Source organism: Streptomyces malachitofuscus (genome assembly GCF_055571035.1).
This window is the reverse complement of the sequence record NZ_JBVIGA010000003.1, coordinates 291740-307931: the sequence shown is the minus strand read 5'-3', so window position 1 is coordinate 307931 and position 16192 is coordinate 291740. Positions and strand designations below refer to the sequence as shown.

Annotated in this window: 16 protein-coding genes; 7 read left to right on the top strand and 9 right to left on the bottom strand. The window is 72.7% G+C overall.

Annotated elements, in window-relative coordinates:
• Window positions 1–92: 92 nt before the first annotated feature.
• From ACZ44S_RS06140 to ACZ44S_RS06130, 3 genes are all read right to left on the bottom strand, one after another.
• Window positions 93–1094: an NAD-dependent epimerase/dehydratase family protein gene (locus ACZ44S_RS06140; protein WP_466924993.1), complete on the bottom strand. Its 1002-nt coding sequence runs from the start codon at window positions 1092–1094 to the stop codon at window positions 93–95.
• Window positions 1095–1333: 239 nt separating this feature from the next.
• Window positions 1334–2737, bottom strand: a complete 1404-nt coding sequence (locus ACZ44S_RS06135) for a sensor histidine kinase (protein ID WP_466925198.1) — start codon at window positions 2735–2737, stop codon at window positions 1334–1336.
• A 38-nt stretch (window positions 2738–2775) separates the two neighbouring features.
• The gene (locus tag ACZ44S_RS06130; protein WP_466924990.1) at window positions 2776–3465 is read right to left on the bottom strand and encodes a response regulator transcription factor; all 690 of its coding nucleotides are present in this window, start codon (window positions 3463–3465) and stop codon (window positions 2776–2778) included.
• Window positions 3466–3614: 149 nt separating this feature from the next.
• Here ACZ44S_RS06130 and ACZ44S_RS06125 point away from each other — a divergent pair, with 149 nt between their 5' ends.
• The 7 genes from ACZ44S_RS06125 to ACZ44S_RS06095 all read left to right on the top strand — a co-directional run bounded on the left by ACZ44S_RS06125 (window position 3615) and on the right by ACZ44S_RS06095 (window position 9800).
• Window positions 3615–4955 (top strand): ferredoxin reductase family protein, encoded by a 1341-nt coding sequence (locus ACZ44S_RS06125; RefSeq protein ID WP_466924988.1) that lies wholly within the window; start codon window positions 3615–3617, stop codon window positions 4953–4955.
• Window positions 4956–5020: 65 nt separating this feature from the next.
• Window positions 5021–5419, top strand: coding sequence for an FMN-binding protein (locus ACZ44S_RS06120; RefSeq protein WP_466924986.1), 399 nt, complete (start codon window positions 5021–5023; stop codon window positions 5417–5419).
• A gap of 1 nt (window position 5420) precedes the next feature.
• On the top strand, window positions 5421–6161 hold the full coding sequence (locus ACZ44S_RS06115; RefSeq protein WP_466924983.1) for an FAD:protein FMN transferase: 741 nt from the start codon (window positions 5421–5423) through the stop codon (window positions 6159–6161).
• A gap of 123 nt (window positions 6162–6284) precedes the next feature.
• Window positions 6285–7409, top strand: a complete 1125-nt coding sequence (locus ACZ44S_RS06110) for an ABC transporter ATP-binding protein (RefSeq protein WP_466924980.1) — start codon at window positions 6285–6287, stop codon at window positions 7407–7409.
• Window positions 7406–8104, top strand: coding sequence for an ABC transporter permease (locus ACZ44S_RS06105; protein WP_190165917.1), 699 nt, complete (start codon window positions 7406–7408; stop codon window positions 8102–8104). The genes ACZ44S_RS06110 and ACZ44S_RS06105 overlap by 4 nt, the downstream gene beginning before the upstream one ends.
• Window positions 8101–8766: an ABC transporter permease gene (locus ACZ44S_RS06100; RefSeq protein WP_466924977.1), complete on the top strand. Its 666-nt coding sequence runs from the start codon at window positions 8101–8103 to the stop codon at window positions 8764–8766. Before ACZ44S_RS06105 ends, ACZ44S_RS06100 begins: the two co-directional genes overlap by 4 nt.
• Window positions 8767–8846: 80 nt before the next feature.
• Window positions 8847–9800 (top strand): ABC transporter substrate-binding protein, encoded by a 954-nt coding sequence (locus ACZ44S_RS06095; RefSeq protein WP_466924975.1) that lies wholly within the window; start codon window positions 8847–8849, stop codon window positions 9798–9800.
• 43 nt (window positions 9801–9843) lie between these two features.
• Here ACZ44S_RS06095 and ACZ44S_RS06090 read toward each other — a convergent pair whose 3' ends face one another.
• The 6 genes from ACZ44S_RS06090 to ACZ44S_RS06065 all read right to left on the bottom strand — a co-directional run bounded on the left by ACZ44S_RS06090 (window position 9844) and on the right by ACZ44S_RS06065 (window position 15918).
• Window positions 9844–10440, bottom strand: a complete 597-nt coding sequence (locus ACZ44S_RS06090; protein WP_466924973.1) for a GTP-binding protein — start codon at window positions 10438–10440, stop codon at window positions 9844–9846.
• The gene (locus ACZ44S_RS06085) at window positions 10427–10786 is read right to left on the bottom strand and encodes a DUF742 domain-containing protein (RefSeq protein ID WP_190165913.1); all 360 of its coding nucleotides are present in this window, start codon (window positions 10784–10786) and stop codon (window positions 10427–10429) included. Before ACZ44S_RS06085 ends, ACZ44S_RS06090 begins: the two co-directional genes overlap by 14 nt.
• 1 nt (window position 10787) lies before the next feature.
• Window positions 10788–11219, bottom strand: a complete 432-nt coding sequence (locus tag ACZ44S_RS06080; RefSeq protein ID WP_190165912.1) for a roadblock/LC7 domain-containing protein — start codon at window positions 11217–11219, stop codon at window positions 10788–10790.
• Between the two features lie 15 nt (window positions 11220–11234).
• Window positions 11235–13661, bottom strand: a complete 2427-nt coding sequence (locus ACZ44S_RS06075) for a sensor histidine kinase (protein WP_466924969.1) — start codon at window positions 13659–13661, stop codon at window positions 11235–11237.
• Between the two features lie 51 nt (window positions 13662–13712).
• Window positions 13713–14723 (bottom strand): substrate-binding domain-containing protein, encoded by a 1011-nt coding sequence (locus tag ACZ44S_RS06070; protein WP_466924966.1) that lies wholly within the window; start codon window positions 14721–14723, stop codon window positions 13713–13715.
• Window positions 14724–14985: 262 nt separating this feature from the next.
• Window positions 14986–15918 (bottom strand): lytic polysaccharide monooxygenase, encoded by a 933-nt coding sequence (locus ACZ44S_RS06065; protein ID WP_466924963.1) that lies wholly within the window; start codon window positions 15916–15918, stop codon window positions 14986–14988.
• Window positions 15919–16192 lie beyond the last annotated feature (274 nt).

Genomic DNA, 16192 nt, shown 5'->3' with positions numbered 1-16192 from the left:
CCCGCTCCTCGAACTCCCCCGGAGGGGCTGGATTCTGCCGGACGGGCTGGATACTCCGCCCGTCCGGCGCCTGAGGCCGCCGGGAGGTGTGCTCAGTCGCCCCGCAGCCCCGACGACGCGAACTCGCGCATGCCCTCCTCGAAGGCGATCTCCGGCTTCCAGCCCAGTGCGGCGCGCAGGCGTGAGGAGTCGGCCGTGATGTGGCGGACGTCGCCCAGCCGGTACTCGCCGGTGACCACCGGGTCCGGGCCGCCGTACGCCCGGGCCAGCGCGCGGGCCATCTCGCCCACCGTGTGGGGCGTACCGCTGCCCGTGTTGTACGCGGTGAGCGTCCCGGCGGCCGGCTCCGCCGTCAGCGCGGCGACGTTCGCCGTCGCCACGTCCCGTACATGGACGAAGTCCCGGCGCTGGCCGCCGTCCTCGAAGACGCGCGGGGCCTCGCCGCGGGCCAGCGCCGAGCGGAAGAAGGAGGCGACGCCCGCGTACGGGGTGTCGCGGGGCATGCCGGGGCCGTAGACGTTGTGGTAGCGCAGCGACACCGCCGAACCGCCCGTCGACCGTGCCCAGGCGGCGGCCAGGTGCTCCTGGGCCAGCTTGGTCGTGGCGTACACGTTGCGCGGGTCCGCCGGGGCGTCCTCGTCGACCAGACCGGGTTCGAGGTCCGCCCCGCACACCGGACAGGCGGGTTCGAAGCGCCCGGCCGCGAGGTCGGCCACGGACCGCGGCCCCGGCCGCACCACACCGTGCCGGGCACAGGCGTACCGGCCCTCGCCGTACACCACCATCGAACCGGCCAGCACCAGCCGCCCCACGCCCGCCTCCGCCATCGCGGCCAGCAGCACCGCCGTACCCAGGTCGTTGCGGGAGACGTACTCCGGCGCGTCGGTGAACCCGGTGCCGAGACCGACCATCGCCGCCTGGTGGCAGACCGCGTCCACGCCCGACAGGGCCTCCCGCACCGCGCCGGAGGAGCGCACGTCCGCCGTCGGATCGGTGCGGACGTCGAACACGACGGGCTCGTGCCCGCGTTCCCGCAGCGCCTCGACGACATGGGACCCGATGAATCCGGCACCGCCGGTGACCAGTACACGCATACGCCCACGCTAGGCCCGCGCACCGCCCGGAAGCGGGACCGGCAGCCACCACGTCACGGGTCCGTAAGACCCGCCCGCCGCCGTCGGTTCACCTCGACGGTGTGCCCTGTGTGCGAGGTGCGCGCGGGACGGGGCGGCGCTCACGGGGTGCCGTCGCGCCCACCCGTGCCGCTGGGGGCACCTCGCAGGCCCTTGAGGGACTGGGGGAGGCACGACTGCCCGCGGGGACGGCGGGGGTGTCAGCGGCCGTTGTACCGGGGCAGCCGTACGGTGAACACCGTCGCTCCCGGCTCACTGCGCAGTTCGATCCCGCCGCCGTGGGCCCGCGCCAGCGACCGGGCGACCGCGAGGCCCAGCCCGCTGCCGCCCCGGTCCCGGCTGCGGGCCTTGTCGACCCGGTAGAACCGGTCGAACACCCGCTCCCGGTCCTCCGCCGGCACCCCGGGGCCCGCGTCGGACACCCGCACCAGCGCCGCGTCACCGTCCACGGACACCTCCACCGACACCGGGGTCCCGGCCGGGGTGTGCACGGCGGCGTTGGTGAGCAGGTTGTCCAGCACCTGCCGGATGCGCTGCGGATCCAGCCGCAGCGTCAGCGGACCCGCCCCGGCCGTCACCGTCAGCGGATGTCCCGGATGTCCCGCCCGGAACGCGTCGGCCGCCTGCTGGACCAGTTCCGTCAGATCCGTGTCCGCCGTCCGCAGCGGTGCCTCCACCTCCGCCGCGTCCAGCCGGGCGAGCAGCAGCAGGTCGTCGAGGAGCACGCCCATCCGGGCGGCCTCCGCCCGCAGCCGGGCCAGATGCCGTTCGCGTTCGGCGGGTTCGTTGGCGGCGGCGTACTGGAACAGGTCGGCGTAGCCGCGCACCGACATCAGCGGGGTGCGCAGTTCGTGCGAGGCGTCCGCGACGAACCGGCGCAGCCGCAGCTCCGCCTCCGCGCGGACCGCGAGGGAGTCGTCGATGTGCTCCAGCATGGTGTTGAACGCGGTGCGCAGCTCCGCCACCTCCAGGCCGCCGTCCCGCCCGTCCGCGCGCAGCGGCAGCCGGGACGCCGACTCGCTCAGGTCGTGCGAGGCGATGCCGTGCGCCGTGTGCGCCATGTCGCTCAGCGGCTTCAGCCCGCGCCGCAGCATCCGCCGCCCGGACACCACCAGGGCGAGCAGCGCGAGGGCGAACACCACGACCTGCACCGTGATCAACTGCTCGACGGTCTGCTGGACGTCCTTCACCGGAGCGGCGCTCACCAGCACCACCCCGGGTTCGACCTCGCAGCCCCGCAGCCGGTAGGTGCCCTCGCCGTCGATCCGCGCGGTGCGCGTCAGCTCGGTGTCGGAGTGCGCCATCGCCCGCGCGAGGTCGGCCAGCGCCCGGGTGTCGTCGGGCACGTCGGCGGGCCTGCGCAGCGTGACCGCGTCGTCGGAGACGTCGTACACGGCGGTGTACCAGCCGTAGTACGGCTTCCGCCTGACCGTGCCGTGCGCCGCCGCGTCCTTGGCCTGGACGGTCTGGATCAGCTTCAGCTGGTCGCCCAGCTGCCGCTCCAGATAGTCGTGCATGTACGTGGTCAGGGCCGTGCCGACGACCGCGAACACCGCGAGCGACAGCACCCCGAGGCCCAGCGTCAGCCGGGTGCCCAGCCGCATCCGCCGGTAGGTGTCCCGCAGCCGCCGCACGAACGCGGTCACTCGGCGGCCTGCCGTATCACGTACCCGAAGCCCCGCACGGTCCGGATCAACGGCGGGCCGGTGTCGTCCAGCTTCCGCCGCAGCCGGCTGACCACCAGCTCCACCACGTTGGAGCGGCCCCCGAAGCCGTACTCCCACACGTGGTCCAGGATCTGCGCCTTGGTCAGCACGGTCGGCGACCGGCGCATCAGATAGCGCAGCACCTCGTACTCGGTCGGCGTCAGCGACAGCAGCCGCTCCCCGCGCCGCACCTCACGGGTGTCCTCGTCCATCGTCAGGTCCGCCACCCGCAGCACCGACCGCTGGAAACCCGGCCCCGCGCTGCGCCGCAGCACCGTCCGCAGCCGCGCCATCAGCTCCTCCACGGCGAACGGCTTGACCAGGTAGTCGTCCCCGCCCCGGGTCAGCCCCGCCACCCGGTCCGCGACGCCGTCCCGGGCGGTGAGGAACACCACCGGCACCATCGTCCCGGAACGCCGCAGCCGGTCCAGGACACCGAAACCGTCGACGTCCGGCAGCATCAGGTCGAGCACCACGATGTCCGGGCGGAACTCGCCGGCACGGCGCAGCGCCTCCTCACCGGAGTTGGCGGTGACCGCGTCCCAGCCCTCGTACCGGGCGACCGTCGCCACCAGGTCGGCTATCGGCGGGTCGTCGTCCACGACGAGGAGTCGTACTTTTTCCACCCGCCCATACTGCGGCACCCGCCCCCGGAACCGGAGGGCGGTGCACCTCCGCGTCCCGATCGACAAAAACCTGAAAGTCGGCCGACAGCGGATCGACAGCGTCTGCGACCAGGCTCGGTGTCCCAGGACCCGATCAAGGAGTTTCCGGCGTGACAGCTGTCCAATCGCCTCCCGCACCCCCCACGGTGAGGCGGCACCCCAAGACGGTGGGACGCATCGGCCTGTACGGACTGCTCGCCGCGAACGCGGCCGTGGTGGCCGTCTTCTTCGTGCAGGCGGGGTTCGGCGCCAACGCCCTCGTCCTGCTGGGCCGCCTCACCGGCCTGTACGCTGCCCTGCTGATGGCCTTCCAGCTGCTGCTCGTGGCCCGCCTGCCCTGGCTGGACCGCAGGATCGGCATGGACCGGCTGACCCTGTGGCACCGCCGGGTCGGCTTCGGGCTGCTGTGGACGCTGCTCGGCCACGCGGTCTTCCTCACCTTCGGCTACGCCGGAATGTCCTCGATGGACCCGCTCGATCAGCTCGTCGACCTCGCCGAGACGGTCGAGGGCGTGCTGCGCGCGGTCGTCGCGCTGGCGCTGATCCTCGTCGTCGGCGCGGTCTCGGCCCGCCGGGCCCGGCGCCGTCTCGCCTACGAGACCTGGCACTTCATCCACCTCTACACCTATGTCGCCGTGGTGCTGGCCTTCACCCACCAGGTCGCCGCCGGCTCCACCTTCACCGCCTCCGCCGCCGCCACCGCCTACTGGTGGGGCCTGTGGGGTGCCGCTCTCACCGCCGTCCTCGCCGGCCGGGTGGTCCTGCCGCTGTGGCGCAACCTGCGCCACCGGCTGCGGGTCACGGCCGTCGTCCCGGAGAGCGACACCGTGGTGTCCGTCCACATCACCGGCCGCGATCTGCACCGGCTGCCGGCGCGCGCCGGCCAGTTCTTCCTGTGGCGGTTCCTGACCAGGGACCGCTGGTGGCAGGCCAACCCGTTCTCCCTGTCCGCCGCACCCGACGGGCGCACCCTGCGGCTCACCGTGAAAGCGGCCGGCGACGGCAGCGCGGCCCTGCGCCATCTGCGGCCCGGCACCCGGGTCTTCGCCGAGGGCCCCTACGGCGCCTTCACCGCCCTGCACCGCACCCGCCCCGACGCACTGCTCATCGCCGGCGGGGTCGGCGTCACCCCGATCCGCGCCCTCCTGGAGGAGCTGCACGGCCACGCCGTCGTCCTCTACCGGGTGAACACCGCGACCGACGCGGTGCTGCACGACGAACTGCGCGAACTGGCCCTCGCCAAGGGCGCCGCACTGCACCTCGTCACCGGCCCGCCCGTCCCCGACCGGCTCGCCCCCGGGGAGCTGTCCCGGCTCGTGCCGGACCTCACCGAACGGGACGTCTACGTCTGCGGCCCGCCCGGCATGACCACCGCGGTCCTGCGCGGTCTGCGCGAACTCGGCGTACCGCGGCGGCAGATCCACCACGAGCGCTTCAGCCTGGCCGGATGACGCGCACACGGAGCATGACGCACACACGGAGCATGACGCACACACGGAGCATGAGGAGAACCCCCGTGAAACGAGCCCTGCCCGTCCTGGTCCTGACCGTCGCGGGACTGGTCCCGCTCTGGCGCTACACCCCCGCGACCCCGACGCAGGCGGCCGCCGATCCCGCTCCCGCCCCCACGGTGTCCACCGCACCGGGCAGCACCGTCCGGGTCGTCGCGGGCCCCGCCGTCGACACCGAGAAGGGCCCCGTACGGGTCGAGGTCACCCTCGACGGCGACCGCATCACCACCGTGCGGATGCTCCAGCAGCCGGACCACCCGCAGACCACGGCCGCCGTGCCGGTCCTGATCGAGGAGACGCTCGAGGCACAGAGCGCCGACATCGACACGGTGTCCGGCGCCACCGTCACCAGTGACGGCTACCGGGAGTCGTTGCAGGCAGCCCTCGACGCGCAGGGCTCCTGACATGCGGCGCGTCGAGCACCTCATGGGGTTCCCGGTGTCCCTGCGCATCGACGACGAGGGGTTCGACGCCACCGTGACCGACCGGCTCTTCGCCTGGCTGCGCGAGGTCGACGCCCGGTTCAGCCCGTTCCGCGAGGACAGCGAGGTCCGCCGGCTCGACCGGGGCGAACTGGACCCCGGCCGGCTGAGCCCCGGGCTGACCGAGGTCCTCGCGCTGTGCGAGCGGTACCGGGCCGCGACCGGTGGCGCCTTCGACGTACGGCTGCCGGGGCGGCGGCTCGACCCGTGCGCCGTGGTGAAGGGCTGGTCGGTGCAGAAGGGGGCCGAGCTGCTCCGGGCCGCCGGGGCGCGACGGTTCTGCCTCAACGCCGGCGGGGACGTGGTCACCGCCGGCGGACCGTGGCGCGTGGGCGTGCGGCACCCCGAGCACGCCGGTCGGCTGTGCACGGTCGCCCACCTCACCGACCGGGCCGTCGCCACCTCCGCGCGCTACGAACGCGGCGACCACATCCTCGACGGACGCACCGGCCGGCCCGCCACCGGTCTGCTGAGCCTGACCGTCGTCGCCCCGACCCTGACCGAGGCCGACGCGGTCGCCACGGCCGCCTTCGCGCTGGGGCGCGAGGGCATCGCGTGGGCCGCCGCACGCCCCGGCTGCGAGGTGTTCGCCGTGACCGCGGACCGCCGGGTGCAACGGACCGACGGGTTTCCGCTCGCCGGATCTGGGCAGGTGGCGGCCTAGCCCGAGGCCGCCGCCCCGGGTGCGGGGATCCGGGGCTGTGTCGGTGGTGCCGTTTACACTCACCGGCGACAGAGCGTGCGACCCCGGCCAGAAACTTCCGCCACCCGAAGGGCATTCGGCGTCTTGATACGGTTCGATTCAGTCACGAAGCGGTACCCGGACGGCACGGTGGCGGTCGACCGGCTGTCGCTGGAGATCCCCGACCGCTCGATCACCGTCCTCGTCGGCCCCTCGGGCTGCGGCAAGACGACCACCCTCCGCATGATCAACCGGATGGTCGAACCCACCGAGGGAACGATCCTTCTCGACGGCGAGGACAGCCGGAAGCAACCGGTCACCACCCTGCGCCGGTCCATGGGGTACGTCATCCAGAACGCCGGGCTCTTCCAGCACCGCACCATCGTCGACAACATCGCGACCGTGCCCCGCATGCTCGGCTGGGGCAAGCAGCGGGCCCGGGAGCGGGCGGCGGAGCTGATGGAGCGGGTGGGCCTGGACACCTCGCTGGCCAAGCGGTACCCGTACCAGCTCTCCGGCGGCCAGCAGCAGCGCGTCGGCGTGGCGCGGGCGCTCGCCGCGGACCCGCCGGTGCTGCTGATGGACGAGCCGTTCTCCGCCGTCGACCCCGTGGTCCGCAAGGGACTGCAGGACGAACTCCTGCGGATCCAGGACGAGCTGGGCAAGACCATCGTCTTCGTCACCCACGACATCGACGAGGCCGTCAAACTCGGCACCATGGTCGCCGTACTGCGCGAGGGCGGCCGGCTCGCCCAGTACGCGCCGCCCGCCGAACTGCTGTCCGGCCCCGCGGACGGCTTCGTGGAGGACTTCCTCGGCGCCGACCGCGGCATCCGCCGGCTGTCCTTCTTCCCCTCCGCCGGACTGGAGCTGACCACCGACGCCGTGGTCCCGGCCGACGCGCCCGCCGCCCGGATCGCCGCCGTCGAAGCCCCGTACCTCCTGGTGACCGGTCCCGACGGCCGCCCGCTCGGCTGGGCCGAGCGCGCCGCGCTGACCGCCGGCGACATCCCGGCCGACCGGCTGCTGCCGTACGGGCGGCCGTTCGTGCCCGGTACCGACTCCCTGCGGGTCGCCCTCGACTGCGCCGTGCTCTCGCCCACCGGCTGGGCGGTCGCCGTGGACGACGACGGCCGGGTGACGGGCGTCGTCTCCCAGCAGGCCATCGGCGAGGCGATCCGCGCCGCCCACACGGCGGGCCGCGCCGACGGCGAGAAGGTCGCGGGATGAGCGGCTTCTTCGACATCCCCAGCGACCTTCAGCACAGCTGGACCGGCCTGATCGGACTGCACATGCGCGAGGCCCTGCTGCCGGTGGCCGCCGGGCTGCTCCTCGCCCTGCCGCTCGCGCAGCTGTGCGGACGCTTCCGCTGGCTGTACCCGCCGGTGCTCGGCGTGACGACCGTGCTCTACGCCATCCCCTCGCTGGCGTTCTTCGTCGTCCTCATCGACTACACCGGCCAGACCGAACTCACCGTGATGATTCCGCTGGCCCTGTACAGCCTGGTGGTGCTGGTCCCGGCGATCGTCGACGGCGTGCGCTCGGTGCCGGACGAGACCCTGGCCGCCGCCACCGCCATGGGCTTCGGTCCCGTACGCCGTTACCTCCAGGTGCAGTTGCCGATCGCCGCGCCCGCCATCATCGCCGGACTCAGGGTCGCCACCGCCTCCAGCATCTCCCTGGTCAGCGTGGGCGCGCTGATCGGCAACCAGGGCGCCCTCGGTAACCTGCTCGCGGCCGCGCAGAAGTACGACCGGCCCGAACTCGCCGTGAACGCCGTGGTCACCATGGCCGTCCTGGCGATCCTGTGCGACGCCCTGCTGGTCCTGCTGCGGATCCTGGTGACGCCCTGGATGCCGCGCGGCACCCGCCCGAGGCCCGCGGCACGGCGGGAAGAGATCAGCCCGGAGGGCGCGGTCCGGTGAACGTCCTCAACTTCGTCAACGCCTTCTTCAGCGACGCCGCGAACTGGCAGGGCTACGACGGCATCCCGCAGCGCTTCTGGGAACACGTCCAGTACTCCGTGCTGGCCCTCGCCCTCGCCGCCGCGATCGGCCTGCCCGTCGGCCTGCTCACCGGACACACCGGACGCGGCGGGAACGCGCTGGCCTTCATCGCCAACGCCGCCCGCGCCCTGCCCAGTTTCGGCCTGCTGGTGCTCGCCGTCCTGCTGATCGGCTTCGGCCTGCTGCCCGTGATGATCCCGCTGGTCGTCCTGGCGATCCCGCCCATCCTGGTGACCACCTACGAGGCGGTCCGCTCCGTCGACCCCGCCCCGGTGGACGCCGCCCGGGGCATGGGCATGCACGAGTCGCGGATCCTCTTCCAGGTCGAAGTGCCGGTCGCGCTCCCGCTGATCCTGAGCGGGCTGCGTTCCGCGGCCATCCAGATCGTGTCGACGGCCACCATCGCCGCGTACGTCAGCCTCGGCGGCCTCGGCCGGTACATCATCGACGGGCTCTACCAGCGCGACTACGAGAAGGTGGTCGGCGGCGCCACGCTGGTGGCGGTCCTGGCCCTCGCCACCCTCGCGCTGTTCTGGGCCGCGGGACGGCTGGCGGTGTCGCCCGGCGTCCGCAGGCGCTGACCACCGGCCGGGCCCTCATGCGACAAACCGTGACCACCACGTTCTTGACTGACCGTAAAACGGCTGGATTGGATCGGCGAATGACTTCTACCGCGCAGAGCAGCAGACCCTGGACGAGGCACACCGGCGCGGCGCTCGCGCTCACCGCCGCCGCGGCGCTGCTCGCGGGCTGTTCCTCCGACGACACCTCCGACAACCCCCTCGCCGGGGAGAAGGCCGAGGCGGGCACCGTCGTCGTCGGCTCCAACAACTTCGCCGAGAGCACCCTGCTCGCCGACATCTACGGCGAGGCGCTGCGCGCCAAGGGACTCAAGGTCAGCTACAAGCACAACATCGGCAGCCGTGAGACGACGTACGGCCTCATGAAGAACGGCTCCATCACGGTCCTGCCCGAGTACAACGGCTCCCTCCTCGCCTACCTCGACCCCGAGGCCGGGCAGGATTCGGCCCAGGCGGTGAACGAGGCCGTCAAGGCGAAGCTGGACAAGAAGCTGACCCTGCTGGAGTCGTCACCGGCCGAGGACAAGGACTCGGTCAGCGTCAATGCCGCGACCGCGAAGAAATACGGCCTGACCGCCGAGTCGACCCTCGCCGACCTCAAGGACATAGCCCCCGACCTGGTCATCGGAGGCTCGCCCGAGTTCCAGACCCGGCAGCAGGGGCTGAAGGGCCTGGAGTCCGTCTACGGGCTGAAGTTCAAGTCCTTCAAGGCGCTGGACGCGGGCGGCCCGCTGACCCAGGCGGCGCTCGCCGAGAACGAGGTCCAGGCAGCCGACGTCTTCACCACGGACCCGACCATCGTGAAGGAGAAGTTCGTCGTCCTGAAGGACCCGGAGAACCTCTTCGGGTTCGCCAACGTCACCCCGCTGGTGCACAAGGACGGCCTCCCCCAGGAGGGTGTGGACGCGCTCAACGCCGTCTCGGCGAAGCTCGACACCGAGACCCTTCTCGACCTCGACGCCCAGATCCAGCTGGAGAAGAAGGACCCGCTGGACGTGGCCAAGGCCTGGCTGAAGTCGGCCGGTCTGGACTGACCGCCCCCGGGGTGCGGCCGACGGCCGCACCCCGCGCGGGGGTTCAGCCCGCCCAAGCCGCCTGGGCGATCAGCCGGTCGATCAGCGCGATCAGCACGTCCCGGCTCGACTCCCGCTCCCGCGCGTCGCACAGCAGCACGGGCACGCTCTCCGGCAGGGTCAGCGACTCCCGGATGTCCTCCACCGGATACGGGTGCTCTCCGTGGAAGCCGTTGACGGCGATCACGAACGGTATGCCCCGGCGTTCGAAGAAGTCGATCGCGGCGAAACTGGACTTGGGTCTGCGCACGTCCACCAGGACCACCGCGCCCAGCGCGCCGAGCGCCAGGTCGTTCCACATGAACCAGAACCGCTGCTGTCCGGGCGTGCCGAAGAGGTACAGCACGAGATCGTCCGAGACGGTGATTCGGCCGAAGTCCATGGCGACCGTGGTGGCACGTTTCTCCTCGACGCCGTCCAGGTCGTCGACGTCGAGTCCCGCCATGGTCAGCGGTTCCTCGGTGCGCAGCGGGGCGATCTCGCTGACGGAGCCGACCATGGTGGTCTTGCCCACGCCGAAGCCGCCGGCGATCAGGATCTTGACCGTGTCGGGTGCCGAACGGTCGGCGGACGCCTGAGCGGTGGTGTCAGAGCCGGCCAAGGCCCTCCCTCACTTTCTGCAGCAGGTCCAGATCCGGGGTGGTGCGGGTGACGGGGTGCGGCGGGTGCGCGGTGATCCGGCCCGCCTCCAGCAGGTCGCAGAGCATGATGACGACCACGCTCACCGGGAGGTCGAGACGCGCGGCGAGCTCGGCGACCGCCACCGGCTCGGCGCACAGCCGCAGGATCCGCAGATGCTCGGGCTGCGGCCGGGCGGCCGTCTCGGGCTGCGGGTCCGCCGCCGTCACCGTGGTGATGAGCGTGAAGTCGGCGCGGCTGGGCCGGGTCCGGCCGCCGGTCAGGGTGAAAGGCCGTACCAGCCGGCCCGCCGAGTCGCTTCCCCCCACCTCACGCGCCGGGGTCGACGGCGGGCCCTGCGGTGTCCCGGGGTGCCGCGCTGAGGTGCTCGCCGATCTTCTTCACCAGCATGTTCATCTGGTACGCCACCACGCCGACGTCGGCGCCCGGACCGGTCAGCACCACCAGATGGGCGCCGGGCCCGGCCGAGGTGAGGATCAGGAAGCTGTGCGCCATCTCGATGAGCGCCTGGCGCACCGGGCCGCCGCGGAAGTCCATGCTGACGCCCTTGCTGAGGCTCATCAGACCGGAGGCCGTCGCCGCCAGGCGTTCCGCGTCGTCGCGCAGGAAGCCGGTGGACTTGCTGACCACCAGTCCGTCCTCGGAGAGCACCACGGCCTGGTTCACGTCGGCGACCCGTTCCACGAGTCCGGTCAGCAGCTGGTCCAGCTGGGTGTGGGTGGCGGGGATGGGGCGTGTCATGGCGGTGTTCCTTCGTCAGCGGTCGGCGTCAGCGGTCGGAGTCGGGTGCCCGGGAGCGGCCGCGGGCACCCGTGACGGGTCCGTCGGGCCGCCCTCCGGCGGCGCCGGGGACCGTCCGTCCCCGGTGCGGGCGTCCTGCGGTCGGCGTGCCTCGTCGGTGTCGTCGTCCCGTGCCTGGAGCGTGCCCTGCTGGAAGCAGGCCAGGGAGGAGGCGGCGCGTTCCGCGGTGAAGTCGTCGACGGACTCGTCCTCCGTGTCCGGGGCGGCCTCCTCGCGCAGTTCGGCGGCCAGGCTGGTCTGCGGCACCCGGCGGGGGAGCGGGGTGAGTCCGTCCGGGCGGGGCGCCGCCTCGGCGAACGGTGCGGGGGCGGTCCGTACGGCGGTGGCCGGCCGGGGCGCCGTCTCCCGCGCGGCCGCGCGGTCCTGCGCACCGGCGGGGGAGCCGTCGCCTTCCTGCTCCGCCGGGTCCTGCGCGGCCCCGGTGTCCGCCGTGTCCCGGACGTCCTGGCCGGCCGGTGCGTCGCGCACCACGATCTCGTGCGGGATCAGCACGATGGCCGTGGTCCCGCCGTACGGCGACGGGCGCAGGGTGACGGCGATGCCGTGCCGGTGCGCGAGCTGCGCGATCACGAACATGCCGAGCCGGAGGTCGTCGGCGAGCGCCACCACGTCGAACTGCGGAGGCTTGGCCAACTGGGCGTTGAGGGAGGCGTAGTCGTCCTCCGACATGCCGAGGCCACGGTCCTCGACCTCCACCGCCAGGCCCTTGGCGACCATCGCCGCCCGCACCCCGACGGGGCTGGGCGCCGGCGAGTACACCGTCGCGTTGTCGATCAGCTCCGCCAGCAGATGGATCACGTCGGCCACCGCGGGTGGGGCGAGCGAGACCTCCTCCTCGGTGAGCACCTCCACCCGCTGGTACTCGGCGACCTCCCCGACGGCGCTGCGCACGATGTCGATCAGCGCGACCGGCTCGCTCCAGGTACGGCCGGGCCGCTCCCCGCTGACGATGACCAGGTTCTCCTCGTACCGGCGCAACTGGCTGGCCGTGGAGTCCAGTTCGTACAGGCCCTTGAGGACCTCGGGGTCGGTGTGCCGGCGCTCCAGCGCGTCGAGCTTGCTGAGCTGGAGGTTGACGAGGTTCTGGCTCTGCCGGGCGATGCCCAGGATGACCTTCTGGAAACCCCGTCGGGTGTCGGCGAGTTCGACCGCGGTGTGCACGGCGGTGCGCTGCGCGGTGTTGAACGCCTGTGCGACCTGCCCCAGTTCGTCGTGCCCGTAGTCCAGCGGGGGTGCCGCCGACTCGACGTCGACCTTCTCGCCGCGCTCCAGCCGGGCCACCACGTCGGGCAACCGCTCCTGCGCCAGCCCGAGGGTGGCCATCCGCAGACCACGCAGCCGACGGGACAGCGAGCGGGTGATGCGCCACGACAGGCCGACGCACAGCAGCAGCGCGAGAAGTCCGGCGGCGCTGAGCGAGGCGGCCGTCACCAGCAGGCTGCGGGCCTCGTCGGCACTGCGGTCGAGCAGCGCGTCGGTCTGCTGCCGGATCATCGTGGAGTACTGCGGTGAGACCTTGTCCAGGGCCTCGTTCCACCGCTCCTGCAGCTCCGGGAGTTCGACGCTGCGGTCCTCGCCCTCCGCCGCGGTGGCGAGCACCTGGTCCTCGACCGCCTCCAGGGCGCGCCACTCGGGGCTCTGCAGGATCCGCTCGGTCTGGGTCTTGGTGCTGCCGGTCAGGGAGGGCATGATCTGGTCCTTCACCAGCCAGCGGCGGGTGTGGACCATCTCCGCGAACTCGCCCCAGCTCTCCGCGTCGAGGCGTCCGGCCGGCCAGGCGAGGGTGAGGTGCGCGTCCTCCTGGGAGACCAGCTCCGCCGCGTGCTCCAGCGCGACCAGCGGCTGGGCCTGCGAGGTCAGGTCCCCGTCGTCGACCTGGGAGAGCTCCCGGAAGGCGTGGATCTGGTCGTCGATGATCGAGGTGTACTGGTCGAGCGCCTGCTCGGCGGTGATGTCGCTCGGGTTGTCCACCTGGTCCCGGTAGTACTCCAGGCTGCCCACCGAGCCGAGCACCGAGTACAGCCGGTCCGAGACGCGGGCCGGTGCCTCGGCGATCGCGTCCGCCTGGCCGACCAGCTCCGCCACCGCCTCGTCGGTCTTCCGGCGCTGTGCGTCGAGAGCGGTCCGGGACCTCTGCGGCTCGGCCAGCCAGGCGGCGGTCAGCCTGCGCTCCTTCTGCAGGGCGAGCGTGGCGTGCGTGCCCATCGCGCCCGTCGACCGGCTCAGCGCCGTCTGGGAGCGCAGTTGGAGACCCTCGGAGAACATCTGGATCGTCGTCAGGCCCCACATGCCGGCGAGGGTGACGCTGGGCACCAGGGCGAGGAGGAACAGTGAGAGACGAATGGAGCCGAGACGGCGCCGGGCACCTGTCCGTGGAGACATCGTGGTCCTAGAGCGGTCGGATGGTGGGAGGGGTACGCACGGGCCGGCCCGTCACCGGGTTCCCCCGGCGGCGAACTCGGCGACGGAGTCCGCGTTGGCCTTCGTGACGAACGCCGGTCCGGTGAGCACGGGCGCGACCCCGCCTCCGCTGACGTTGCCGTTGGTCCGGTACAGCCACAGCGCGTCCACGGCGAGATAACCCTGCAGATACGGCTGCTGGTCGACGGCGAACTGGACGTTGCCGCCGCGCACGGCCTCCACGAGGTCGTTGCTGAGGTCGAAGGTGGCGACGTCGGCGTCGCTGTCCGCCTCCGCGACCGCGTCCACCGCGGTGAGCGCGAAGTCCGCCCCGTTGGTGACGATCTCGTCGATGGTCGGGTCCTGCCGCAGCCGTGCGGTGAGGATGCCGGAGACGGCGCGCATGTCGGTGCCGTCCACGTAGAGGTTCTCCGTCGTTCCGCCGAACGCCTTCTTCACTCCCGCGCAGCGGGCCTCCAGGCCGACGTTGCCGCGCTCGTGGACGACGCACAGCGCGTGCTCGGCCTTCAACTCGTTCAGCTTCTCGCCGACGGCCCGGCCCGCCACGCTCTCGTCCTGCCCGAAGAACGCCGACAGCCCGGCCGACTTCCAGGCGTCCATACCCGAGTTGAGTCCGACCACGGGGATGTCCGCGGCCCGTGCCTCGTTGACCGGGCCCTTCATGGCCTGGGGCTTGGCCAGGGTGAGTGCGATGCCGTCGACGCCGTCGCGCACCGCCTCACGGACCAGTCTCGCCTGGCCCGCCGGGTCCGGGTCGCTCACATACGTCAGATCGATGCCGTCCTTGGCGGCCGCCGCCTCGGCTCCCTTCTTCACCCGCTCCCAGAAGGCGTCGTCCTCGCTGCCGTGGGTGACCAGGGTGATCTTCATCCGTCCCGCCCCGGAGCCGTTCGCGTCGTCCGCGTCCGAGGCGTCGTCGGCCGCGCCGAAGGCGGAACAGCCGGTCGCGACGAGACCGAGGGCGGCCGCCAGGGCCACCAGGCGGTGTCTCGGGAAGCGGCGGGACGGGGGACGAGTGTTCATGAAGAGTGCGGACCTCGCTGTGCGGCAGAGCAAGAGCAGGGGAGAGCTCGGACGGCAGCCGCTGGGCGCATGCGCCGACCGGGTGACTCTCACTGGCCCGGAGCCAACCGTGTGCGACCACTGGTCGTCAAGTGAAAGGCCACGTGAAGTGAGGTGATGCTGCCGCATTGTGATGAAGCGTGAGAACGGGGCATCGAACGCGGCATCCCGAACCGAACGGACGGTACGGCGCGGCGGCGACCTTCTCGCGCGCGCTCCGAGTTCAGCGCCGGCGCAGCCGCAGGGCGAGCGCGGCGCCCCCGGCGAGCACCAGGACGGCGAGGGCGCCGCCCGCGAGCAGCGGGGCGGAGGGGCCGGAGGACGCGGCGGCGGTGGTCCGGGCCGCCGGGGTGCTCGCGGGCTCCGGGGCGGAGGCGGCCGGGGCGCTCGCGGCGGGAGCGTCCGAGGCGCGGGGGCTCGCGGTCCCCTGCGCCGCACCGCCGTTCGGAGTCTCCTCCTCCGTTTTCCTGTCGTCCTGGCCGCGCTCCTCCGGTTCCGCGGACGCCGGCTCCCTGCGCTGCGGGAACTCCACGTCCGAGCACGAGTAGTACGTGTCCGGAGTACTGCTGTTCTGCCAGACCGTGAAGAGCACATGACGTCCCGTCCGGTCCGACGGCAGGGTCACCCGGAACCGGTACGCGCCGTCGGTCAGCGCCGGGTCGCTCACCTCGGCGAGCGGACGCTCCGGCAGGTCGGACCAGGTGAGCGGGCGCGCCGGGTCGTAGCCGGGCTTCGTCAGGTACACCCGGAAGGAGCCGGTGTGCGGGATCGTCGAGACATACGTCATCGGCAGTGTCCCGCCGGGCGCCACCCGGGTCGCCGGCCAGTCGGCGCGGGCGAGGTCGAGGCCCTTGTAGGCGGGCAGGCCCCCGCTGCACAGTCTCCCGTCCGGGATCCGCTGCCGGTCCCTGCCGCCGACGTTCGCCACCCGCAGGTTGTCCCACGCGGTGAACGGCCCGCCGTTCGCGGAGACCGCGGCACGGCACGCCGCCGACCCCGCGCGCCCACCGCCCTCCGGGGAGCACGCCACGACCCGGCTCACCGGATCGGTCGGCGCCCCGTGGGCGTGCGCCGGCGCCGCGGACCACAGTGGCAGCAGCAGCGGGGGCACGAGAGCCGCCGCGAGCGCGGTGCGGTGTGCGGTCGTCCGGGACATCCGGGACGCCTCCTTCGGCGGGGCGGGAACGCGTGGGTCCTTCCCGTGCAGTACGGATGAAACGCCTGGCGCGTTCACGTCCGTACCGATGCGGGGCATAGCGTCCCGTTCCTGGTCAACCGCCTTTCGTCGAGGGTGGGTTCCCGGCCCGATCGAGGGTTTCCCCCGTATCCCGGCGGGCCGCGCGCTGCCTATCGTTCGAGCGCGGCCGGCCCCCGGGTGACCCCCGAACGGGCCGCCGCCATCGCGCCCGGCCGGCCGATCTGCCGCACGT

Excerpts from the sequence above, each read along its gene's own strand:
- ACZ44S_RS06140 (WP_466924993.1), bottom strand. The coding sequence starts at position 1,094 with ATGCGTGTACTGGTCACCGGCGGTGCCGGATTCATCGGGTCCCATGTC.
- ACZ44S_RS06135 (WP_466925198.1), bottom strand. The coding sequence starts at position 2,737 with ATGCGGCTGGGCACCCGGCTGACGCTGGGCCTCGGGGTGCTGTCGCTC.
- ACZ44S_RS06115 (WP_466924983.1), top strand. The coding sequence starts at position 5,421 with ATGCGGCGCGTCGAGCACCTCATGGGGTTCCCGGTGTCCCTGCGCATC.
- ACZ44S_RS06105 (WP_190165917.1), top strand. The coding sequence starts at position 7,406 with ATGAGCGGCTTCTTCGACATCCCCAGCGACCTTCAGCACAGCTGGACC.
- ACZ44S_RS06095 (WP_466924975.1), top strand. The coding sequence starts at position 8,847 with ATGACTTCTACCGCGCAGAGCAGCAGACCCTGGACGAGGCACACCGGC.
- ACZ44S_RS06080 (WP_190165912.1), bottom strand. The coding sequence starts at position 11,219 with ATGACACGCCCCATCCCCGCCACCCACACCCAGCTGGACCAGCTGCTG.
- ACZ44S_RS06075 (WP_466924969.1), bottom strand. The coding sequence starts at position 13,661 with ATGTCTCCACGGACAGGTGCCCGGCGCCGTCTCGGCTCCATTCGTCTC.
- ACZ44S_RS06070 (WP_466924966.1), bottom strand. The coding sequence starts at position 14,723 with ATGAACACTCGTCCCCCGTCCCGCCGCTTCCCGAGACACCGCCTGGTG.
- ACZ44S_RS06065 (WP_466924963.1), bottom strand. The coding sequence starts at position 15,918 with ATGTCCCGGACGACCGCACACCGCACCGCGCTCGCGGCGGCTCTCGTG.